The sequence below is a fragment of the Saccharopolyspora hordei genome (genome assembly GCF_013410345.1).
Lineage (GTDB): Bacteria > Actinomycetota > Actinomycetes > Mycobacteriales > Pseudonocardiaceae > Saccharopolyspora > Saccharopolyspora hordei.
The window spans coordinates 1,525,001-1,545,905 of record NZ_JACCFJ010000001.1; the positions used below are offsets into that span (position 1 = coordinate 1,525,001).

General features: G+C 71.5%; 18 protein-coding genes and 2 rRNA genes (1 of these 20 only partly in view). 12 read left to right on the forward strand and 8 right to left on the reverse strand.

The genetic code is table 11. The features are described 5' to 3' along the window. Together HNR68_RS07235 and rrf are read left to right on the forward strand one after the other, a co-directional pair. Positions 1-2,353 (forward strand): 23S ribosomal RNA (locus tag HNR68_RS07235); it begins 728 nt to the left of the window's first position. A 125-nt stretch (positions 2,354-2,478) separates the two neighbouring features. Then, positions 2,479-2,595, forward strand: a 5S ribosomal RNA gene (rrf, locus tag HNR68_RS07240). A gap of 158 nt (positions 2,596-2,753) precedes the next feature. Here the strand turns inward: rrf and HNR68_RS07245 are convergent. Beyond that, positions 2,754-3,536: a thioesterase family protein gene (locus HNR68_RS07245; protein ID WP_179718859.1), complete on the reverse strand. Its 783-nt coding sequence runs from the start codon at positions 3,534-3,536 to the stop codon at positions 2,754-2,756. Between the two features lie 158 nt (positions 3,537-3,694). On the opposite strand from HNR68_RS07245, the gene HNR68_RS07250 reads away from it, so the two are divergent. Beyond that, entirely contained in the window at positions 3,695-4,117 is a 423-nt protein-coding gene (locus HNR68_RS07250) for a DoxX family protein (RefSeq protein WP_343049984.1), read from the forward strand. A 41-nt stretch (positions 4,118-4,158) separates the two neighbouring features. On the opposite strand, the gene HNR68_RS07255 is transcribed toward HNR68_RS07250, so the two are convergent. From HNR68_RS07255 to HNR68_RS07265, 3 genes are all read right to left on the reverse strand, one after another. Continuing rightward, positions 4,159-4,872 carry a TIGR03089 family protein gene (locus tag HNR68_RS07255; RefSeq protein WP_179718863.1) on the reverse strand — a complete coding sequence of 238 codons (714 nt, stop codon included), beginning with the start codon at positions 4,870-4,872 and terminating at the stop codon, positions 4,159-4,161. A gap of 112 nt (positions 4,873-4,984) precedes the next feature. After that, a complete protein-coding gene (locus HNR68_RS07260; RefSeq protein WP_179718865.1) occupies positions 4,985-6,166 on the reverse strand; it encodes an LCP family glycopolymer transferase in 1,182 nt (393 codons plus the stop codon). A gap of 83 nt (positions 6,167-6,249) precedes the next feature. Then, a complete protein-coding gene (locus tag HNR68_RS07265) occupies positions 6,250-7,659 on the reverse strand; it encodes an LCP family protein (protein ID WP_343049985.1) in 1,410 nt (469 codons plus the stop codon). 585 nt (positions 7,660-8,244) lie between these two features. On the opposite strand from HNR68_RS07265, the gene rfbB reads away from it, so the two are divergent. Next, positions 8,245-9,234 (forward strand): dTDP-glucose 4,6-dehydratase, encoded by a 990-nt coding sequence (rfbB, locus tag HNR68_RS07270; protein WP_179718867.1) that lies wholly within the window; start codon positions 8,245-8,247, stop codon positions 9,232-9,234. Next, positions 9,231-10,154, forward strand: coding sequence for a dTDP-4-dehydrorhamnose reductase (rfbD, locus tag HNR68_RS07275; protein WP_179718869.1), 924 nt, complete (start codon positions 9,231-9,233; stop codon positions 10,152-10,154). Before rfbB ends, rfbD begins: the two co-directional genes overlap by 4 nt. A 6-nt stretch (positions 10,155-10,160) precedes the next feature. Here the strand turns inward: rfbD and HNR68_RS07280 are convergent, their stop codons facing one another. Together HNR68_RS07280 and HNR68_RS07285 are read right to left on the reverse strand one after the other, a co-directional pair. Continuing rightward, positions 10,161-11,222, reverse strand: coding sequence for a glycosyltransferase family 4 protein (locus HNR68_RS07280; RefSeq protein WP_343049986.1), 1,062 nt, complete (start codon positions 11,220-11,222; stop codon positions 10,161-10,163). Then, positions 11,200-13,710, reverse strand: a complete 2,511-nt coding sequence (locus HNR68_RS07285; RefSeq protein WP_179718871.1) for a glycosyltransferase — start codon at positions 13,708-13,710, stop codon at positions 11,200-11,202. The genes HNR68_RS07280 and HNR68_RS07285 overlap by 23 nt, the downstream gene beginning before the upstream one ends. Before the next feature lie 62 nt (positions 13,711-13,772). Between HNR68_RS07285 and HNR68_RS07290 the strand changes: the two genes are divergently transcribed. The 4 genes from HNR68_RS07290 to HNR68_RS07305 all read left to right on the forward strand — a co-directional run bounded on the left by HNR68_RS07290 (position 13,773) and on the right by HNR68_RS07305 (position 16,051). Then, positions 13,773-14,279, forward strand: coding sequence for a DUF6346 domain-containing protein (locus HNR68_RS07290; protein WP_179718873.1), 507 nt, complete (start codon positions 13,773-13,775; stop codon positions 14,277-14,279). Between the two features lie 97 nt (positions 14,280-14,376). Next, positions 14,377-14,820, forward strand: coding sequence for a YbaB/EbfC family nucleoid-associated protein (locus HNR68_RS07295; protein WP_179718875.1), 444 nt, complete (start codon positions 14,377-14,379; stop codon positions 14,818-14,820). Next, complete coding sequence (locus HNR68_RS07300; RefSeq protein ID WP_179718877.1) at positions 14,820-15,149, forward strand: type VII secretion target; 330 nt, start codon at positions 14,820-14,822, stop codon at positions 15,147-15,149. Before HNR68_RS07295 ends, HNR68_RS07300 begins: the two co-directional genes overlap by 1 nt. 2 nt (positions 15,150-15,151) lie before the next feature. Beyond that, entirely contained in the window at positions 15,152-16,051 is a 900-nt protein-coding gene (locus HNR68_RS07305) for a WXG100 family type VII secretion target (RefSeq protein ID WP_179718879.1), read from the forward strand. Positions 16,052-16,066: 15 nt separating this feature from the next. Here HNR68_RS07305 and HNR68_RS07310 read toward each other — a convergent pair whose 3' ends face one another. Then, entirely contained in the window at positions 16,067-16,981 is a 915-nt protein-coding gene (locus HNR68_RS07310) for a glycosyltransferase family 2 protein (protein WP_343049987.1), read from the reverse strand. Between the two features lie 67 nt (positions 16,982-17,048). Here HNR68_RS07310 and HNR68_RS07315 point away from each other — a divergent pair, with 67 nt between their 5' ends. The 3 genes from HNR68_RS07315 (at position 17,049) to HNR68_RS07325 (ending at position 20,402) form a co-directional block, all read left to right on the forward strand. Beyond that, positions 17,049-18,146 (forward strand): glycosyltransferase family 4 protein, encoded by a 1,098-nt coding sequence (locus HNR68_RS07315; protein WP_343049988.1) that lies wholly within the window; start codon positions 17,049-17,051, stop codon positions 18,144-18,146. 82 nt (positions 18,147-18,228) lie between these two features. Continuing rightward, positions 18,229-19,359 carry a glycosyltransferase gene (locus HNR68_RS07320; RefSeq protein ID WP_179724742.1) on the forward strand — a complete coding sequence of 377 codons (1,131 nt, stop codon included), beginning with the start codon at positions 18,229-18,231 and terminating at the stop codon, positions 19,357-19,359. 182 nt (positions 19,360-19,541) lie between these two features. Beyond that, the gene (locus tag HNR68_RS07325) at positions 19,542-20,402 is read left to right on the forward strand and encodes a glycosyltransferase (RefSeq protein ID WP_179718883.1); all 861 of its coding nucleotides are present in this window, start codon (positions 19,542-19,544) and stop codon (positions 20,400-20,402) included. Between the two features lie 20 nt (positions 20,403-20,422). On the opposite strand, the gene HNR68_RS07330 is transcribed toward HNR68_RS07325, so the two are convergent. Further along, positions 20,423-20,776: a hypothetical protein gene (locus HNR68_RS07330; protein ID WP_179718885.1), complete on the reverse strand. Its 354-nt coding sequence runs from the start codon at positions 20,774-20,776 to the stop codon at positions 20,423-20,425. Between the last annotated feature and the right edge of the window lie 129 nt (positions 20,777-20,905).

Genomic DNA, 20,905 nt, shown 5'->3' on the forward strand with positions numbered 1-20,905 from the left:
AGGGCGTTGAGTCGCGTGGTGTAGACCCGAAGCGGGGTGATCTACCCATGGCCAGGGTGAAGCGCGGGTAAGACCGTGTGGAGGCCCGAACCCACCAGGGTTGAAAACCTGGGGGATGAGTTGTGGGTAGGGGTGAAAGGCCAATCAAACTCCGTGATAGCTGGTTCTCCCCGAAATGCATTTAGGTGCAGCGTCACGTTTTCTGCTTGGGTGGGGTAGAGCACTGGTTGGTTGATGGGCCTTCGCGGGTTACTGAGATCAGCCAAACTCCGAATACGCTTGAGTTTGAGCGTGGCAGTGAGACGGTGGGGGAGAAGCTTCATCGTCGAGAGGGAAACAGCCCAGAGCATCGGCTAAGGCCCCTAAGTGTGCGCTTAGTGGGAAAGGATGTGGGATCGCTGAGACAACCAGGAGGTTGGCTTAGAAGCAGCCATCCTTGAAAGAGTGCGTAATAGCTCACTGGTCAAGTGGTCCTGCGCCGACAATGTAGCGGGGCTGAAGCGTACCGCCGAAGCCATGCCAAGAGCACTGTTTGGTGTTGTTGGGTAGGGGAGCGTCCTGCATGCGGTGAAGCCATGGTGTGAACCGGTGGTGGAGTGTGTGGGAGTGAGAATGCAGGCATGAGTAGCGAGTGAAGAGTGAGAATCTCTTCCGCCGGATGACCAAGGGTTCCTGGGGAAGGTTCGTCCGCCCAGGGTGAGTCGGGGCCTAAGGCGAGGCCGACAGGCGTAGTCGATGGATAACGGGTTGATATTCCCGTACCCGTGCGCATGCGTCCATAACGAATCCCTTGAGACTAACCATCCGCTTGGTTGCTGATTCTTCGGATGATGTTTCCGGGTGCATGGGACCTGATGGGGTAGTAGTTAAGTGATGGGGTGACGCAGGAGGGTAGCTCTGCCAGTGAGTGGTTGTACTGGTGTAAGCCTGTAGCCCGGTGTGTAGGGAAATCCGCATGCCGTGTGGGTGAGGGGTGATGCGTAGCCGTTGTGGTGAAGTGAGTGATCCCATGCTGCCGAGAAAAGCCTCTAGCGAGTGTGTGCACGGCCCGTACCCGAAACCGACACAGGTGGTCAGGTAGAGAATACCGAGGCGGTCGGGTGAACTGTGGTTAAGGAATTCGGCAAATTGCCCCCGTAACTTTGGGAGAAGGGGGGCCACTGCTGGTGATCCCACGTGCTGGGGGAGCTGGTGGTGGTCGCAGAGGCCAGGGAGAAGCGACTGTTTACTAAAAACACAGGTCCATGCGAAGCTGTAAGGCGATGTATATGGACTGACGCCTGCCCGGTGCTGGAACGTTAAGAGGACCCGTGAACCCCTTTTGGGGTGTAGCGGAGAATTTAAGCGCCAGTAAACGGCGGTGGTAACTATAACCATCCTAAGGTAGCGAAATTCCTTGTCGGGTAAGTTCCGACCTGCACGAATGGCGTAACGACTTCTCCGCTGTCTCGACCACAGGCCCGGTGAAATTGCAGTACGAGTAAAGATGCTCGTTTCGCGCGGCAGGACGGAAAGACCCCGGGACCTTTACTACAGCTTGGTATTGGTGTTTGGTTCGGCTTGTGTAGGATAGGTGGGAGACTGTGAAGCTCTGACGCTAGTTGGGGTGGAGTCGTTGGTGAAATACCACTCTGGTCGTTCTGGGCATCTAACTCGGGTCCGTGATCCGGATCGGGGACAGTGCCTGGTGGGTAGTTTAACTGGGGCGGTTGCCTCCTAAAGGGTAACGGAGGCGCCCAAAGGTTCCCTCAGCCTGGTTGGCAATCAGGTGTTGAGTGTAAGTGTATAAGGGAGCTTGACTGTGAGACTGACGGGTCGAGCAGGTGCGAAAGCAGGGACTAGTGATCCGGCACTGGCTGGTGGAAGCGGTGTCGCTCAACGGATAAAAGGTACCCCGGGGATAACAGGCTGATCTTGCCCAAGAGTCCATATCGACGGCATGGTTTGGCACCTCGATGTCGGCTCGTCGCATCCTGGGGCTGGAGTTGGTCCCAAGGGTTGGGCTGTTCGCCCATTAAAGCGGCACGCGAGCTGGGTTTAGAACGTCGTGAGACAGTTCGGTCCCTATCCGCCGCGCGCGTAGGAGACTTGCGGAAGGCTGTCCCTAGTACGAGAGGACCGGGATGGACGAACCTCTGGTGTGCCAGTCGTTCTGCCAAGGGCGTGGCTGGTTGGCTATGTTCGGGAGGGATAACCGCTGAAAGCATCTAAGCGGGAAGCCTGTTCCTAGATGAGGTCTCCCACCCTGTGATAGGGGTAAGGCCCCCAAGAGATGATTGGGTTGACAGGCCAGAGATGGAAGCACAGTAATGTGTGGAGTTGACTGGTGCTGATAGGCCGAGGACTTGTTACATGAAGATGTTGCGCACTCACTATACGGTGTCTGGGACAGCAACCAGGTGCCCTGTTTGATAACCGAACATGGTTTGTTGTTGGTGACCCTGAGGTTTCCCCACACGGGTGTGGGGTGTGAGGGTTGTCGGTGGCGATAGCGGGGAGGGTCCGCCCGGTCCCATTCCGAACCCGGTAGCTAAGCTCCCCAGCGCTGATGGTACTGCACTCGGTAGGGTGTGGGAGAGTAAGACACCGCCGACACACAACATGAGTGGGGGTGGCCCTGAAACCTTCTTCGGAAGGCTTCAGGGCCACCCCCCTTTTTCTTTTTTGTGCCTGCTTCCGCAGCACTCCGGATGAACAGCTCCGTCCAGAACTGTCCACCCGTCCACACGGCGTCGCCGGTGCGGTGGCGGTGGTCAGCCGAGTTGGTTGACCATGACCGCTTCGTGGGCGCTGCCGAGGGCGCCCTCGGTGTCGTAGAGGCGGGCGTTGGCGACCCCGATTCCGGTGGGGTGGACGTCCCGGTCGATCTCCATGCCGAGCCACTCGCCCACGAACGGCCGGTGCAGGTAGAGCGTGATGTCGGTGTTGATCCACGGACCGAAGATCGGCCCGATCGGGCTCGCCGCGCTGATGCAGTCCACCAGGACCGCCAGGTGGGCCAGCGGGCTCATCTCCTCGCCCTCGACCAGCGGCACCGGCATCCGCATCCACACCTTGCTGGTGCCGGTGGACCGCTGGTCCTCCAGCCAGCGCACCGCGACCACGTCGTGGACTCCCCAGCGCAGGCCGAGCTCCGGCGGCAGCAGGTGCCCGTCCGGCACGCCGTCCGGACCGGGGAAGGGTGTCGGCACCTCGGGGACCTCGCCGTCCACGTCGCTGCGCCGCAGCAGCTGAGCGGTGGCGCGGGCCGAGGGCTTCCCGTCGACGGTGAGGACGGCCTCGCTCACCTGGAGCCGCTTGCCGGTGCGCAGCGGCTGGGCGGTGACGGACAGCGGTGCGGCCGGCACCGGTCGCACCAGGTCCACGGTGAGCCGGGCGATGAACAGGTCCGGGTCGTCGGTGGTCGCTTCCACGGCTCGGGCGAGCAGCCCGGCCACCGGGCCGCCGCCGACCAGTTCGCCCCAGGGGCTGCAGGCCGCTTCGTCCGGCACGAGCGTCTCGCCGTCGCGGGTGAAGAGCGCCTGGATGTCACGCATCCCTTGATGTTACTAACCGGTAGCTCCGGCTCGTGCTGCGCACCGGTACCGCGCTCGCCTGCGTTCCGGCGTCGCGTCCGGCCGTTCGGCCGAGTGAAGTGCTTGAAGCTTCACGTAAGCTGGCGGCGATGGCTGTCCCCTCACCGAAAGGTCCTCTCGTGCAGCAGCGTCTCCGTGACGTGACGGTCCTGGTCGCGCGCCTGGTGGTGGGCGCGACGTTCCTCGCGCACGGCTACCAGAAGTTCGTGCTCTCCGGGATGGACGCGACCGTCGCGTCCTTCGAAGGCATGGGCCTGCCCGCGATCGCGGCGTGGTTCACCGCGACCGTCGAGGTGGTCGGCGGCCTCGGCTTGGTCCTGGGTGTGCTGCTGCCGGTCGTCGGCGTCCTGCTCGCCGCGGTCATGGTCGGTGCGCTGGTCACCGCGCACCTCAGCAACGGCTTCTTCAGCAGCGACGGCGGTTTCGAGTACGTGCTGGTGCTCGCCGCGGCGAGCCTGGCGCTCGGCTTCAGCGGCCCGCGCTACACGCTCCCCGCACTGTTCCGCGGGAAGGCCCAGGAGGCCGAGCGGGTCGCCGCCTGACGAGCGTGCGGGCGGCCGACCGCGGGGCCGGCCGCCCGGGATCAGTCGCCCAGTTCGACCGTGGTCCGCTCGGTGTCGCGCCGGGCCTCGCGCTTGGCCGGGTCGAGGTTCGTGCAGTGCACCAGGGAGGACTTCCCGGCGAGCACCGCGAGCAGCCCGTCCACCACGCCGTCCGGCAGGGTCCACTCCAGTGTGGACAGCACGCGGTCGGTGGGACCGATGTGGAGCTCCTCGGCGCGCTGCCGCGCGTGGGCGACCAGCTCGTCCACCGAGCGGTCGAGCAGGGCGGGCGTGTCGCCGTCGATCGGCAGCAGCGGGCTGAAGTCGTCGCCGTGCACGCGGATGTCCGAGACGTAGTCGACGACCCCGTCGGGCAGTCCGCGCAGCGGAGCGCCCAGCGCGTCGAGCCCGACGGCCGCCACGGTCCGCGCGCCGGCGCCGCGGTCCACCTCGGTGGCGGGCACGAAGGCGACCTCGGCGCCCTGGGGGTCGGCGGTGACGTGCGCCCCGCACCACCACGAGCCGAGCAGCACGCCGACCGTCTGCCAGTGCGCGGGGAGCGCGACGAACACCGGCGTCCCCGGCTCCAGGTCCAGTTCGTCGACGAGCCAGTTCGCCGTCTTGGCCGCCCAGTTGGCGGTGGTCGCGCGGGACAGCTCGATGCGCGCCCCGGTGGCGTCGTCGTAGTGCGTGATCAGCGGCTTGGGTGCCCCCTCGGCCAGCAGCGGTCCGAGCAGCGCCTGCGTAACGCTCATGCCGCCGAGCCTATCCGCCCGGGACCGGGCTGCTCGCGTCCCCGGCGTCCACCTCGGACACCCGGTCGTGAGCGCCGAGACCGGCTCCAACCGGCCGAGGCACTCACGACCCCTAGTAGACGCAGGGGATGCTGCCGTCCGAAGTGATCGGCTGCTCGGTGCTGCCCGCCGTGCCGTCCAGCTGCAGCTTCGGCTTCGGCGCCACCCCGGGCGGTGCGCTGGCCAGGCCGGCGAAGAAGCGCTTGGTCTCGGCGGGGTCGACCATGACGACGCTCTGGCCGCGGTCGTCGCGGGCGTTGGTCTCCGCGACCGGCATGGTGACGAACTCGACGCGGCCGGCGGAGATCTGCTGCATCTGCTCGACGAAACCCAGCGGTTCCCAGCCCTCGTCCAGCACCACCGAGCGGCGGGCGGCCTGCACCAGGTCGTTCACCATCGCCGGGTCGGTGAGCGTCCCGGTGGACAGCACCTTCTTCACCAGCGCCGCCATGAACACCTGCTGGCGGACGATGCGGTCCAGGTCGCCACGGGGCAGGCCGTGCCGCTGCCGCACGAACGAGAGCGCGTCGGCGCCCGAGATGGTGTGCCGGCCCGCGGTGAAGTCGGCGCCGGAGTCCTTGTCGCTGGTGTCCTGCCGCAGGCACACGTCGACGCCGCCGACGGCCTCGGTGAGCTCGTAGAAGCCGAGCAGGTTGATCTCCGCGTAGTGGTCGATCTGCAGACCGGTGAGGTGCTGCACCGTCTGCACCAGCGCGCGCTGCCCGGCCAGCTGGGCCTCGCGCTCGACCTCCGGTTCTGGGCGCCCCTCGGCGCGCAAGCGCTGCGCGGTGGCGTTCTTCGTCAGCCCGTAGACGGCGTTGATCTTCTCGGGTCGGCCGCCGGGCACCTCGGTGTAGGTGTCGCGCGGGATGGAGACCGCGCTCGTGGGCGCGCCGCTGTGGGGCACCCGGATCACCACGAGGCTGTCGGTGTTCAGCCCGCCGACGGCCTCGGTGCGCAGCTCCTTGAGCACGCGGTCCGGCAGCGGGTTGCCCTGGGCGTCGGTGCGGCTGTCACTGCCGACCAGCAGGACGTCGGTCGCGCCGTCGTCGGCGTCCTCCACCGCGGGTGCTCCGGCGAGCACCTTGGCGGAGCTGACGTCGCTGAGCTGGTGCGCCACGACCCAGCCGACGGCGGTGATGCCGAGCACCACAGCCGAGAACAGCGCGAGCGCGCTGCGCCGGGCGATGCGGAACCCGGACCCCCGCTGGGGGGTCGGTTCCTCCGCCTCGGTCTCCTGTTCCGGTTCGCCCACGTCCCCTCCCCCACCGTGCGTCACCGGACAAGATTAACCGCTGTGACGCCCCAGCAACACGGAAGTGACGGCAGCGATGCGGATCATTCCACGCAGGGGATGCCGTCGGCGGTGATGGGCTGCTCGTCGACCTGCTGGGTGTGCAGCGGGGGCAGCTGGCGGACGCCGTCGAGCCGGATCGTGCGCGGGCCGGCGAACTCCTGCGCGCCCGGGCCGGCGTAGTCCTTGCCCACGTAGACCTGCACGGTGCCGGAGGTGACGTTCGAGCTGGGCTCGACGGGCAGCCCGCCGAGGAAGTCGGCCACCTGCTTGGCGGCGGCCTCCTCGCCGGCGGCGTGGTAGACCACCGACTTCGCCATGGTCTCGGCGTTCGCGCTGCTGCCCTCCTGGAAGCCCTGCGCGGAGACCTCGTCGAGCACCCGGGCGGCCAGGCCGGTGACGCCGGAGGCGTTGTAGACGCTCACCGTGATGCTGGCGCGAGCCTGCTGCGCGGCCATCTTCTGCTCCCGCTCCTGCGGTGACAGCAGCAGGTCGGCGGCGAACTGCTTGACCTCGGGGATCTTGATGGTGACGTCCTCCTGGCCGGACGGGCCGACCATGTGCACCGGTGCGGTGTAGAACTGGATGTCACCGCCGGCGATGCCCTGCATCTGCTGGGCGAAGCCGAGGAGGTCGTTGGCCAGGCCGGGGTCGAGGACGACGGACTTCTGGATCGCGTCGATGAGGTTCGACAGCTTCGCGGGGTTGGTCAGCGTCCCGCTCGACATCACCTTGCGGGCGAGCGCGGACATGAACACCTGCTGCCGCTTGCCGCGGGAGAGCTCGTTGATCAGGCCGTGCCGCTGCCGGACGAAGGCGAGCGCGTCACCGCCCTCGATGGTCTGCACACCCTTCTTGAAGTTCGCGCCGGAGTAGGAGTCCTGGGTGTCCTCCTTGAGACAGACCTCGACACCGCCGATGGCCTTGGTGATCTCGTAGAAGCCGAGCAGGTTGACCTCGGCGTAGTGGTCGATGCTGACCCCGGTGATCTTCTCGATGGTCTCGCGCAGCAGCTGCTTGCCGGCCAGCCGGGACTTCTCCTGGAGCTCCTTCTCGTCGGTGACGCCTTCCTCCTGCAGGCGGGCCCGCTCGATGGCCATGCCGTTGTTCATCGTCTCGGTGAGCTTGATCTCGCCGATGCCGTGGCCGGGGTCCACGAGCGTGTCGCGCGGGAAGGACATCGCGCTGGCGCTGCCGCCGCCGTTGGGGATGCGGACCAGGATCATCGCGTCGGTGAGGTCGCCACCCTCCTGGGTGGTGCGCAGCTCGCGCAGGACCTCCTCGGGCAGCGGGTTGCCGTAGGCGTCGGTGCGGCTGTCGTTGCCGATGAGCAGGATGTCGGTGGCGCCGTCCGGTGCGTTGAAGCCGCTGCCGATGACGTCGGCGGTGGAGGTGCCGCTGCCACCGGGCCGGAACATCGCCCAGCCGAAGCCGGTGGTGGTCAGCACCACCACGGAGAGCAGCGCGACCAGGGTGCGGCCGGCGACGCGCAGACCGCGCCGACCGCGTCCGCTGCTGCTGCGGCGGCGTTCCCAGACGTCCTCTGGGGGGAGCTCGGCTTCGCTCGAACGAGGGGCGGATCGCTGGCGGGCTTCACTCTGCGGAGTTCGCCGGCCGGGGCCGGCCCCGGCCGGTGCGCCGCTCGCGCGGCCCGGTCGACGACCGCTGGGCGTGGGACCGCCGCTGGTGCCGGGGCGTCCTCGGCCGTTCCCGCGCGGTGGCACCGGTCGTCCCGGCTGACCCTGCGGGCCGCTCGGCCACCTGGGCCGTTCGTCCACGCCGCTCCTCCTTGGGGTGCTGCGAGCGTTACACCTCGACGAGGTGATTTTGCTCCTGTTCTCGATGAAGGCTAACGGGGCCTGTGTTCTCGGTGTGCAGATCCCGGTTGTCGGGTGATGCCGCTCATAAGGGTGAAGCCCTTGGAATACGCTCCGTGTTGGGGAGCGTGGTCGGTGCCGGGCGGAGCATGCCAGACTGCGGACGGTGCCCGTCCACAGAGGTGCCTGGTGCGGCGGCCACCACAGGAGAGAAGGGGCGCGATGAAGGTCTTGGTCACCGGTGGAGCCGGTTTCATCGGCTCGCACTACGTGCGGCAGCTGGTCGGCGGCGCGTACCCGGCGTACGCCGACGCCGAGGTGGTCGTGCTCGACAAGCTCACCTACGCGGGCAACGAGGCGAACCTGGCACCGGTGGCCGACGACCCGCGGCTGCGGTTCGTGCGCGGGGACATCTGCGACCGCGAACTGGTGACCGACCTGATGGCCGGTGTGGACGTGGTGGTGCACTTCGCCGCCGAGACGCACGTGGACCGCTCGATCACCGGGGCGGACGCCTTCGTGCTCACCAACGTGGTGGGCACCAACGTGCTGCTGCAGGCCGCGCTCGACGCGGGGGTCGGCAAGTTCGTGCACGTCTCCACCGACGAGGTCTACGGCTCCATCGAGTCCGGGTCGTGGCCGGAGGAGCACGCGCTGGAGCCGAACTCGCCCTACTCGGCGGCGAAGGCGGGCTCGGACCTGCTGGCGCGCGCCTACCACCGCACGCACGGCCTGCCGGTCTGCATCACGCGCTGCTCGAACAACTACGGGCCCTACCAGTTCCCGGAGAAGGTGCTGCCGCTGTTCATCACGAACCTGATGGACGGCAAGCAGGTCCCGCTCTACGGCGACGGCCTCAACGTGCGGGACTGGCTGCACGTCGACGACCACTGCCGGGGCATCCAGCTGGTCGCCGAGTCCGGGCGCCCGGGCGAGGTCTACAACATCGGCGGCGGCACCGAGCTGACCAACAAGGAGCTCACCAAGCGGGTGCTGGCCGAGCTGGGCATGGACTGGTCGATGGTGCGGCAGGTGGAGGACCGCAAGGGCCACGACCGGCGCTACTCGGTGGACCACTCCAAGATCGTCCGCGAGCTGGGCTACGCGCCGCGGGTGGACTTCGAGACGGGCCTGCGCGAGACCGTCCGCTGGTACCAGGAGAACCGGGCCTGGTGGGAGCCGCTGAAGGCGCGCGCGGCGGTGGCCCGATGAGCCGGCTCGCCGTCCTGGTGCCGGGTGGCCACGGGCAGCTGGGCGCCGAACTGAGCCGCCTCGCGGCCGCGCGGCCCGGGACGGTGCTGCACGCCCCGGGCTCCGCGGAGCTCGACATCACCGACCGGGAGGCGGTCGTCGACGCGGTGGACTCCTTCGCCGAGACCGCCCGCGACGCCGAGCTCCGCCCGGTGGTGGTCAACGCGGCCGCCTACACGGCGGTGGACGCCGCGGAGTCCGACCAGGAGCGGGCGGCGCTGGTCAACGCCGAAGGCCCGGCGCAGTTGGCCGCGGCCTGCCGCAGCACCGGGATCCCGCTGCTGCACGTCTCCACGGACTACGTGTTCGCGGGCGACGCCGACCGCCCGTACGAGCCGGCGGACGAGACCGGGCCGCGCACCGTCTACGGCCGCACCAAGCTCGACGGCGAGCGCGCCGTGCTGGAGTCCGGCGCGCGGGCGTGGGTGGTGCGCACCGCCTGGGTCTACGGCGCGCGCGGCCGCAACTTCGTCAAGACCATGGCGCGGCTGTCCCGCGAACGGGACTCGCTGTCCGTTGTGGACGACCAGGTCGGGTCGCCGACCTGGGCGGCGGACCTCGCGCACGGCCTGCTGGAGCTGGCCGAGCGGGTCGCCGAGCGGCGCGGTCCGGACCAGGAGGTGCTGCACTGCACCAACTCCGGGCAGGCCAGCTGGTGCGAGTTCGCCCGCGCGGTCTTCACCGAGCTCGGCCTGGACGAGACCCGCGTCCGCCCGTGCACCACGGAGGAGTTCCCCGTGCCTGCCCCGCGCCCGGCGTACTCGGTGCTGTCCGACGCCGCGTGGCGCGCCGCGGGCCTGACGCCGCTGCGCTCCTGGCGCGACGCCCTGCGCGCGGCGTTCGAGACCGACGGCGCAGCGCTGCGAGGCGAGGCGGGCTGATCCGGCTCAGGCCGCCGCGCGGCGGTACGCGTCGAGCGTGGCGTCGGCGCAGGCCCGCCAGGTGAAGCCGCGCGCCCGCGCCCGGCCGGGCTCCGGGTCCGGCGGGTCCGACACCGCGCGGTGCAGCGCCTCGCGGAGCGCGCTCGGGTCACCGAACGGGAAGAAGGTCGCGTGGCCCGCCGTCACCTCGCGGAGGGCTGGGAGGTCCGAGCACACCACCGGTGTGGCGCAGGCCAGCGCTTCCAGCGCGGGCAGGCCGAAACCCTCGTCGCGGGACGGCAGGACCAGGGCTCGGGCGCCGGCGACCAGGCGGCGCAGGTGCTCGTCGGGCAGGAACCCGGTGCGCAGGACCGCGCCGTCCGCGCCCGCGGCGCCGGGGCCGGCGATGACCAGCGGCGGCAGGTCCGGGCCGTGCGCGCGCAGCAGTCCGGGCAGGCCCTTGCGGGGTCCCTCGGCGCCGACGAACAGCAGGTAGTCCTCCGGGATCCCGTACCGGGACCGCAGCGCGCGGTCGAGCGGTTCGGCGTCGAACCACTCCGGGTCCACGCCGAGCGGGGTCACCACGACCTCCTCGCGCGGGACGTCGAGCCGTGCGCTCACCGCGTCGGCGACCGCGGCCGTCGGCGTGCACACCGCACCCGCGCGCCGCACGGACCGCCGCACCAGCGCGGGGAGGTCGGGCTCGGCCAGGGACGGGTCGTCCAGGAACGCGAGGTCGTGCACGGTCACCACGCCCGCGGCGCGGACCGACGGCGGCAGCACGAAGTTCGTGCCGTGCACCACGTCCGCGCGGCCCGCGAGCAGTTCGACCGGCGGGGGACCGCCGCGCTGCCACAGCGCTCGCAGCGCGCGGGCCGGGACCGGCGGACCGACCGCGCGCGTGCCCGGCGGCGCCACCGCGCGCAGCTGCCGCCACCCGCGGGTGGTGAACCCGACCAGCCGGACGTCGACGCGCGACGCGAGGGCGCCGACCAGGGACGCGGTGTAGCGGCCGATCCCGGTGCGGTGGCCCAGCAGCGGCGTGCCGTCGAGCAGGACGCGCGGGTCAGCGGCCACGGAGGCGCTCACCGGCGATCCGCCGCAGCCGCCCGGTCGCCCGCTTCGCGACCTCCAGCGGGCCGCCGGCGTCCAGGTACTCGCGCAGCAGGCCGAGGTCGCGGCGCACCGCCTCGACCCCGCTGACCTTGGGACTGCGCACCAGCGGCGAGGACGCCGCGAGCCGGTCGGCGGCCGGGCGCGGGTCGCGGCAGAACTCGGTGAGCGGCGCCAGCACCGACTCCCAGGTGAAGCGCTCCCGCACCGGCTCGATCCGGCGGCGGCACTCCGCGGCGAACTCCTCGTCGTAGAGCACCGTCTCGAGCGCGTCGGCCAGCGCGTCCGGGTCCTCGGCGGGCACCACGACGCCGATGCGCTCCGACCGCACCAGGTCGGCGAAGGAGTCGCCGTCGGTGGTGACCACCGGCAGCCCCGACCACAGGTAGTCCAGCACCCGGGTGCGGAAGGCGAACGTCGTCTCCACGTGCTCGAAGTGGGTGGTCACCCCGCAGTCGGCGTCCAGCAGGTAGTTCTGCCGCTCCTGGTAGGGCACCCAGGTCTCGTTGAAGAAGACGTGCTTGCCGGTGAGCCCGAGGCGGTGGGACAGCGCGCGGGTGCGGCCCGCCATGCCCATCTCCGGCACGTCCGGGTTCGGGTGCTTCATGCCGAGGAAGAACAGGCGGACGTCGCTGCGGCGCTCGGAGAGCCGGTGCACCGCGTGCAGCAACGTCAGCGGGTCGAACCAGCTGTACACCCCGCCGGCCCACAGCACCACCTTGTCGTCGGCGGAGATCCCCGGCTGGACGCCCTTGATCGCCGGTCCGGTGCGGCGCGGTGCGCTCGACGACAGGCCGAACGGCACCACCGACAGCAGCGAGCGGACCGTCGGGTCGTTGTCGTACAACCCCGGCGTCAGGCGGCCCAGCGAGGCCAGGTGCCCCAGCCAGAAGTGCCGCTGCCGCTCGGAGGCGCAGAGGAAGAAGTCGCCGCGCTGCAGCTGGGAGTTGAGCACCTTGGTGACCCCGGCCAGGTCCGCGGCGCGGCGCTCGTCGTCGGTGTCCCGGCCCTGCTCCAGCAGTTCCAGGTGCATCGGGTCGTAGACGTCGCAGACCACGATCGTGCTGGAGTCGAGCTTCTTCAGCGAGGGCACCATCTCCAGCACGTGACCCTGCAGCACCACGATGTCGGCCCAGTCGACGTGCGCGCCGAGCTCGCGCGGCTTGGCCGCGTGCACCTCGAACTCCGCGTCCGGCGGCTGCACCACGTCGTTGACGCTGACCAGGCGCACCTGGTGCTCGACGGAGAGCACCTCGGCCATGTGCCAGGCCCGGATCGCCGGGCCCGCCATCCGCTCGGCGACCGCGTCCCCGGTGATCACCGCGATCTTGCGCGGACGCCCGTAGACCTCGTCCAGCCCGAAGACCTCCACCAGCGCGTCGTGCGCGGCGAGGTAGCGCGGCAGCGGGTAGGCCGGTTCCATCGCCTTGCGCATCAGCGGCACCAGGTCCGCGTCGGTGCGCACCCGCGCCTGCTGCTCCTCCTCACGGGAGGCCTTCAGCGACGGCAGCATCTCCACGAACTGGTCGATGGCCAGCATCCCGGCCAGCGCGGAGCGGTCGATCGGCACCGGTCCGTCGTCCTCGGTCTCGCCGCGCCGGGTGATCTCCAGCTGCGTCGGGTCGATCTCACCGCGCGCGGTGGCCCGCCGCACCGCCAGCGCCATCGCGGCGGGCAGCGCCTTCGCCAGCGTCTCGTCGGAGACGTTCTTGTACAGCGCGGCGAGCGCGTTGCGCTCCAGCAGGTAGTGCTCGCGCGCGTCGGAGATCCCGGCCATCGACGCGTGGTGCCGGTGGAAGGTCAGCGACCGCGGCTCGTAGCGGACCCGCCAGCCGCGCAGGTTCAACCGCCAGCCCAGGTCCACGTCCTCGTAGAACATGAAGAAGCGCTCGTCGAAGCCGCCCAGCGCGGCGAACAGCTCGGCGCGGACGAACAGCGCCGAGCCGGTGCCGAACAGCACGTCGCGCGGGGCGTCGTGCGAGCCGTCGTCGACCTCACCGGCGTGCCGCTTGTAGCCCATGCCGAACCAGGTCAGCCCGCCGTCGACGAAGTCGACGTGCCGCCCCTCCCAGTCCAGCACCTTGCTGGCGACCGCCCCCACGGTCGGCTCGGTGCGCAGCACCTCCACGGCCGCGCGCACCCACTCCCGGTCCGGGCGGGCGTCGTTGTTGAGGAACGCCAGCACCTGGCCGGTGGCGGCGCGGGCGGCGAGGTTGCAGCCGCCGGCGAACCCGAGGTTGCGCTCCGACTCGATCAGCCGCACCTCCGGGGCCGCGGCCCGGATCCGGTCCGCGCTGCCGTCACCGGAGGCGTTGTCGACGCAGAGCACCTCCAGCCGCTCGGCCGGGTAGTCGAGCTCCTCGCGCAGCGCGCGCAGGCACTCGACGGTGTCCTCGGCGCCGCGGTAGTTCACCACGATCACCGAGACGAGGGGCAGGTTGCTGCGGTCGGGCGTCTCAGGCACGCGTTCAAGCGTGCACCATGCCACGTTCGTGTTCCGAGCCACCCACCCGGTTGAATGGGATCATGGCTGGGAACATCGCCTCCGGCGTGCGCCGGGTCGTTCGGGACGTCGTGCTGGCCGTCGTCGCGGTGGCGTGCCTGCTCGGCGGGTACACGGTGATGGGCTCCCACGGCGTCACGCTGGACACCCCGAAGGTCGTCGACCGCGGGATCGCGGTGGCCCGGAGCTGCGAGTTCGGCGGCCCGTTCGGCTACGGCGAGCCCGGCTGGTGGTGGGCCTGCCAGGCGGACGTGCGGTGGGACGCCCGCGGTCCGGAGCGGGTCGAGTTCACCAGCTCGCAGCTGACCGAGTCCGACATCGGCCGGGAAGTGCCGGTGGTGCTCCACGAGATCACCAACGGCGCCGGGAAGGGCACGTACCACGTGCCCTACCGCGCGGACTTCGAACCGCAGCCGCTGCTGGGCGCCGTGCTGGCCGCACCGCTGCTGCTGGTCGGCTTCGTGATCGTGGGCCTGTTCCTGGGGCGGATCGCCAAGGCGGTCAAGCGGGTGCGCTCGGTCGAGCGCTGATCCGGGCAGTCCGGGGGGAACCGGTCGGCCTCCCGCAGCGTCGCACCCCGCAGCAGGGGCTGGTACGCGAGCCCCGGACGAGCGGAGAGGACGAGCCATGACGCATGCCGATCCGGATGCCATGATCGCCGGCTTCCGGCAGCAGATCGCAGCCAAGCTGCAGCAGGCCGAGCGGTTGACGCAGGCGGCGAGCGGCGTCCAGGGGCGCGCGAGCAGCCCGGACGGTTCGGTGACCGTCGTCGTGGACCACAGCGGCAACATGGTCGACCTCGACCTCACCGAGGCCGCGCTGCGCAAGCGGCCCGCCGAGGTGTCGCAGCTGGTCCTGGCCACCGCGCGGGCGGCGCAGGCGCAGCTGGCGGCCACGATGCAGGAGGTCATGGCGCCGATCATCGGTGACGACCAGGAGACGTTCAGCGCGGTGCTGTCGGGGCTGCGCGAGCGGTTCCCGGAGGAGCCCGAGGCGCCGGCCGCGCCGGCCACCGATCCCGATGACGACGACGACACCTGGCTGCAGAACCAGCGTCGGAGGTGGAACTGATGACGGACGGGTTCGGTGTCCACACCGACGAGATGCGCGCGCACGCGGAGAAGCTGCGGGGTGTCGCGGACGAGGTCGGGGTCGCCCAGGACGCGGCGGGCGAGGCGTCGCTGGGCGGCACGGAGGCCTACGGGATCCTGTGCAGCCCGATCCTGACCCCGCTGATGGGCGTGGTCGAGGCGGGCGGCATGGCGGCCATCGCCGCGGCGCGCGGCGCGGTGGAGGCGACCTCGGTCGGCATCAAGGGCATGGCCGACGGCTACGACGAGGTCCAGCAGGCGGTCAGTGAGCTCTTCGAGAAGATCCGTTCCGAGATCGGGGGGAACTGAGCATGTCGAACCCGTTGGTGGCACCGGTCACGCCGAGCGTCAGCCCGGAAGACGGCATCGCGATCTACGACTTCGCGCACGACTCGGCCGCGGCGTTCAAGAGCGGTGACTGGATCGAGGGCAGCCTCAACGCCGGGGCCGCGGCGCTGGACGCGCTGGCCTTCGTCGCCGACCCGTTCCAGGCGATCGCGGTGTCGGCGTTCTCCTGGGCGATGGAGCACATCGACCCGTTGCCGAAGATGCTCGACTCCTTGGCGGGCAGCCCGGACGTCATCCAGGCCAACGCCGCGACCTGGGCCAACGTCGCCGAGCACCTCAACGGCGCGGCGGACGAGATGGCCAACGCGGTCAAGGCCGACACCGCGGGCTGGTACGGGCCCGCCATCGACGCCTACCGGCCCGTCGGGCTGGGCGAAGCGGAGCTCATCCGGGGCGCCGCCGCGGCGGCCACCGCGGTCGGTGCGGCGGTGACCGCGGCCGGCGCGGCGATCGCCGCCTTCCGGACGCTGGTCCGCGACACCATCGCTGAGTGGATGTACAAGCTGGTGAAGTGGCTGGCCACCCGGCTGGCGGCGCTGGCGCTCTCGCTCGGCGCGGCGACCCCGCTGCTGGTGGCCGACGCGATCCGGATGGTGGCCGAGTGCTCCACGAAGGTCGCCAAGATCCTCGAGCAGGTGGTCAGCAGCATCAAGAACCTGGCCTCGATGATCAAGAAGCTCAAGCCGGTGCTGGACAAGGTCAAGGACGCGATGGAGCCGCTGAAGAAGATCAGCAAGGCCGCCGGCGACGTGCCGCTCGCGTCGTTGACCACGGGCCAGCAAGCCGTCCGCAACGCCGCGATCAGCGCCACCGGCCTGGACGACAAGGACTACGCCAAGACCGTCGGCGGCGACGAGGGGTGACCGGGTGGGCGGGGTTCAGCGCCCCGCCCACTCCCGCCAGACGCGCCCGGCCGGGCGGATGCGGCGGCGTTCCCGCACCGTCGCGGGCAACCGCCCGACCACGTCGGCGAGGACGCGGAGCCGGAGCGCGACGCGGAAGTTCGCCGCGGCGGGCACGTTCCGGCGCAGCGGCAGTGCGCAGGTGATCGCCGTGAAGCGGACCAGCTCGCGCACGGCGACCGTCGCGGGGGCGCAGCGCAGCAGCATGAACAGCCGGTTGCGCTCGTTCCAGCGGTGGAACAGCGGAGAACCGGGCTGCGTGGTCGCGCCGTGCAGGTGCGCGGCCACCGCCTCCGGCACCGAGACGATGCGGTGCCCGGCCAGGCGCAACCGCCACGACGTGTCGGTGTCCTCGTAGTAGCAGAAGAAGTGCGCCGGGACACCGCCCGCGGACCGCAGCGCCGCGGTGCGCACCAGCGCCGCGCCGCCGCAGAACCCGAACACCTCGCCGGAGGCGTCGGGCGCGTCCGCGCCGTGGCCGTCGGCGGTGAGGCGCACCCCGGCGGACTGCGTGCGGCCGTCCGCAGTGCGGAGCACGGAGGTCGCCGCGGCCGCGGAGCCGTCCGCGTCGAGCGCGGACTCCAGCGCCGCGAGCCAGCCGGGTCCGGGCGCAGCGTCGTCGTTCAACCACGCGACGTAGGGCGTGCGGACGTGGCTGAGGGCGGCGGCGATGCCGCCCGCGTAGCCGAGGTTGCGGGGCAGGCGGAGGACCTCGGGCGCCGACGGGTGGGCGGCGAGCAGCGCGGCGGTGCCGTCGTCGGAGGCGTTGTCCACCACCAGGGTCCGGTGTGGGCGGTCCTGGGCGGCCACGGCGTCCAGGCAGGCCTCGATGTGGTCCCGGCCTCGCCAGGTCACCACGACCACGGTGCTGCGCACCTGCTCCGACGTCACGACCGAAGACGGTACCCGGACGGGGGAGCCGTTCCTCGGCGGGCGCGGGGCGTGGAAGGCTGGGCGGGTGCCCGAGCTCGTTGCGATCGCCGAACAGCTGCTCGCGCCCGTGCCCGGCGGCACCGGCCGCTACACGCGGGAGCTGCTGCGCGCGCTGGCCGAGACCGCGCCCGCCGGGTGGGAGGTCGGCAGCGTCGTCAGCCGCAGCGGCGACCCGGAGGCCGCGCGGGTGTCCGGGGTGGCGGGGCCGCGGGTGCTGCCGCTGCCGCGCCGCGCGCTGGTCGCCGCCTGGGAGCGCGGGGTCCCGCTCTGGCCCGGCGGCGACTCGGTGCACGCGATGACGCCCCTCGCGCCGCCCGCCAAGCGCCGGCGCGGGCTGGTGGTGACCGTGCACGACACCGTCCCGTGGACCCACCCGGAGACCCTGACGCCCCGCGGCGTCGCCTGGCACCGCAGGGCGATCACCCGGGCCGCGCGGCAGGCCGACGCGCTCGTCGTACCCACCCAGGCGGTGGCCGCCGAGCTCGCCGAGCGCACCCGCGCCACCCGGGTGCGGGTCATCGGCGAGGGCGTCACCCCGGCGCTGCTGGAGGAGCCGGACCCGGCGGTGGCGGCGCGGCTCGACCTGCCCGACCGGTACGTGCTGGCGATCGGCACGATCGAGCCCCGCAAGGGCTACCCGCACCTGGTGCGCGCGATGGCCGACGTGCCGGGCGTCCCGCTGCTGGTCGTCGGCCGGCCGGGCTGGGGCGACGTGGACCTGCTGCGGATCGCCGCCGACTGCGGGGTGGACCGGGTGCGCGTGCTGTCCTCGGTCTCCGACGCCGAGCTCGCGGTCCTGCTGCGCGGGGCGACCGTGCTGGCCGCGCCCAGCCTCGCGGAGGGCTTCGGCCTGCCGCTGGTGGAGGCGATGGCGCTCGGCGTGCCCGTGGTGCACTCCGACGCCCCGGCGCTGGTGGAGGTCGCCGGGGGCGCCGGCGTGGTGGTCCCGCGCGCCGACCCGGCGGCGCTCGCCGCGGCGCTGCGCGAGGTGCTCGGCGACCCGGCGCGGCGGGCGGAGCTGGTCGCGGCCGGGCGGCGCCGGGTCGCGGACTTCACGTGGACCCGGGTGGCGCGCGAGGTCTGGTCGGTGCACCAGGCCGTCGCCGGTGGCCGATCGGCATAGACCAGAACACATTTTCGCGTTCTCGTCCCTGGTGAGGGGTCCGGCCCCGTACGCTGCTCGGGTGCACAGAGGCGAGCCGCACATCCTCATCGACGCCACTGCCGTGCCTGCGGACCGCGGCGGCGTCGGCCGGTACGTCGACTCCCTGCTGGCGGCGCTGGACGCCGACGGCGCACGGCTCACCGTCGCCTGCCAACCCCGCGACGCGGAGCTGTACGCGTCCCTCGCCCCGCACACCGACGTGGTACCGGCCGCCGAGGCGGTCGCGACCCGCACCGCCCGGCTGACCTGGGAGCAGACCACCCTGCCGCGGCTGGTCCGGCGGCTCGGGGTCGACGTCCTGCACTCCCCGCACTACACGACCCCGCTGGCCAACCCGGCCGCGTCGGTGGTGACCCTGCACGACGCCACGTTCTTCACCAACCCGGCGGTGCACTCGCCGGTGAAGGCCCGGTTCTTCCGCGCCTGGACGCGCACCGCGCTGCGCCGCGCGACGCTGTGCATCGTGCCGAGCGAGGCGACCGCGGCCGAGCTCGCCCGCGCCATCGGCGCCGACCGGGCCCGGATGCCGGTGATGTACCACGGGGTCGACCCGGACCGGTTCCACCCGCCGACGCCGGAGGAAGTGCAGGAGGTGCGGGACCGGCTGAGCCTGCACGACCAGCCCTACGTCGCGTTCCTCGGCGCGCTGGAGCCCCGCAAGAACGTGCCCGCGCTGATCCGCGGCTTCACCCTGGCCTGCCAGGGGCGGCGCGAGCCGCCCGCGCTGGTGCTGGCCGGGCAGCCGGGCTGGGACACCCGCGTGGAGCGGGCGCTGGAGGCGGTGCCGCACCGGATCCGGGTGATCCGCGCCGGCTACCTGCCCTTCCGGCAGCTCGCCGGGTTCCTCGGCGGTGCCGACGTGGTCGCCTACCCGAGCCTCGGCGAGGGCTTCGGCCTGCCGGTGCTGGAGGCGATGGCCTGCGGGGCCGCCGTGCTCACCACGCGGCGGCTGAGCCTGCCCGAGGTCGGCGGCGACGCCGTCGCCTACTGCGGGGTAGGCGCCGGCGACATCGCCGCGGGCCTCACCGAGCTGCTCGACGACCCGACCCGCCGCGCCGCGCTCGCCGCGGCCGCGCAGCGACGGGCCAAGGAGTTCACCTGGGCGGCCTGCGCGGCCCAGCACCGCGCGGTCTTCGACCGCGCCCACCACATCCACACCCGCACCCGGTGACCGCCGCCCCGCACCGTCCCGGCGACCAGGGGTGGTGCGATCACCGTGGGGATCGGACCGGGGATCGCGCCCCACCCGGCACGCCGGGCCAGGCGTGGCTGCGGGCCGGGTGAGCCGTGGTCCCGGTGGGAACGGTGGTCAGGTGATCGGGCTCATCCGGTGGTTCGGCAGAATGTGGCGGCGTGACCGACGCGCGCACCTACGGCGACTCGCTCGCCGTTGTCACCGTGACCTACTCGCCGGGCGAGACCCTGGGCCGGTTCCTCGACACCCTGCGGTCGGCGACGGACCGGCCGGTCAAGGTGGTCCTCGCCGACAACGGCTCCACCGACGGCGAACCCGAGCGCGCCGCCGCCGAGCGCGACGACGTCGACCTCGTGCCCACCGGCGCCAACCTCGGCTACGGCGGTGCCGCCAACCGCGGCGTCGCCCACCTGGGCAGCGAGTACGGCTGGGTGGTCGTCGCCAACCCGGACCTGGAGTGGCGGCCGGGCTCGCTCGACGAGCTGCTGGCCGCGGCGAAGCGGTGGCCGCGCGGCGGCGCGTTCGGCCCGCTCATCACCGAGCCCAGCGGCGAGGTCTACCCGTCGGCCCGGTTGCTGCCGTCGCTGGGGCGCGGCGCCGGGCACGCGGTGTTCGGCACGGTGTGGCCGAACAACCCGTGGACGCGCGCCTACAAGCAGTCCGAGGCGGAGATCACCGAGCGCACGGCGGGCTGGCTGTCCGGGTCGTGCCTGCTGCTGCGCCGCGAGGCCTTCGACTCCGTCGACGGCTTCGACCCCCGGTACTTCATGTACTTCGAGGACGTCGACCTCGGCGACCGGCTGCGCCGGAAGGGCTGGCTCAACGTCTACGTGCCCAGCGCCGAGGTCATGCACATCGGTGGCCGCTCGACCTCGAAGGCCGCCAAGCGGATGCTGCTGGAGCACCACCGCAGCGCCTACCGCTACCTCGCCGACCGCCACCGCGGACCGCTGTGGGCGCCGCTGCGGCTCGCGCTGCGCGCCGCGCTGGCGCTGCGGGCCCGCATCGAGACCCGCTGAGGTGCGCGCTGCCCGCCGGGCTACTGCTGGGGGTACTGCGGGGTCGCCTGCGAACCGAGCGGGCCGAACTCGTTCGGTCCGCGCTGCGCCTGGTACGGGTTCGGCGGCAGCTGCTGCCCGTAGTCCTCGGTCGGCCAGTCCTGCGGCTGCGGGTCGGCCGGCTGGTGCTGCGGGCGTGGCTGGTGCTGCTGCGGGCCGGACTGCGGGATCACCTGCGTGGTGTCCGGGGAGTCGGCCTGGTCGACGACGTCTCGCGGGATGCGCACGGTGTTGGCGGCGTCCATCGGTGACGTGGCGTTGTCCGGTGTGACGACGAACGCGCCGCGTGCCCGCGCGCGAGCAAGTGCTTCGTCGGCTCGGAGGCGCGGGTCCATGGGGATGCCCTCTCAGTCGTTCGCAGTCGGTGGCCCGCCGAGGCGGGCCGTCCGTCGAGCCGGGCGCGACCGCTGGGGACGGGCCCGGTGACCATTATGCCGTTGCCCCTGCCAGAGTATTCCCCCCAA

Bases quoted from the DNA above. Each gene is read 5' to 3' on its own strand.
- HNR68_RS07245 (WP_179718859.1), bottom strand. From the start codon at position 3,536: ATGCGTGACATCCAGGCGCTCTTCACCCGCGACGGCGAGACGCTCGTG.
- HNR68_RS07255 (WP_179718863.1), bottom strand. From the start codon at position 4,872: ATGAGCGTTACGCAGGCGCTGCTCGGACCGCTGCTGGCCGAGGGGGCA.
- rfbB (WP_179718867.1), top strand. From the start codon at position 8,245: ATGAAGGTCTTGGTCACCGGTGGAGCCGGTTTCATCGGCTCGCACTAC.
- rfbD (WP_179718869.1), top strand. From the start codon at position 9,231: ATGAGCCGGCTCGCCGTCCTGGTGCCGGGTGGCCACGGGCAGCTGGGC.
- HNR68_RS07290 (WP_179718873.1), top strand. From the start codon at position 13,773: ATGGCTGGGAACATCGCCTCCGGCGTGCGCCGGGTCGTTCGGGACGTC.
- HNR68_RS07295 (WP_179718875.1), top strand. From the start codon at position 14,377: ATGACGCATGCCGATCCGGATGCCATGATCGCCGGCTTCCGGCAGCAG.
- HNR68_RS07300 (WP_179718877.1), top strand. From the start codon at position 14,820: ATGACGGACGGGTTCGGTGTCCACACCGACGAGATGCGCGCGCACGCG.
- HNR68_RS07305 (WP_179718879.1), top strand. From the start codon at position 15,152: ATGTCGAACCCGTTGGTGGCACCGGTCACGCCGAGCGTCAGCCCGGAA.
- HNR68_RS07330 (WP_179718885.1), bottom strand. From the start codon at position 20,776: ATGGACCCGCGCCTCCGAGCCGACGAAGCACTTGCTCGCGCGCGGGCA.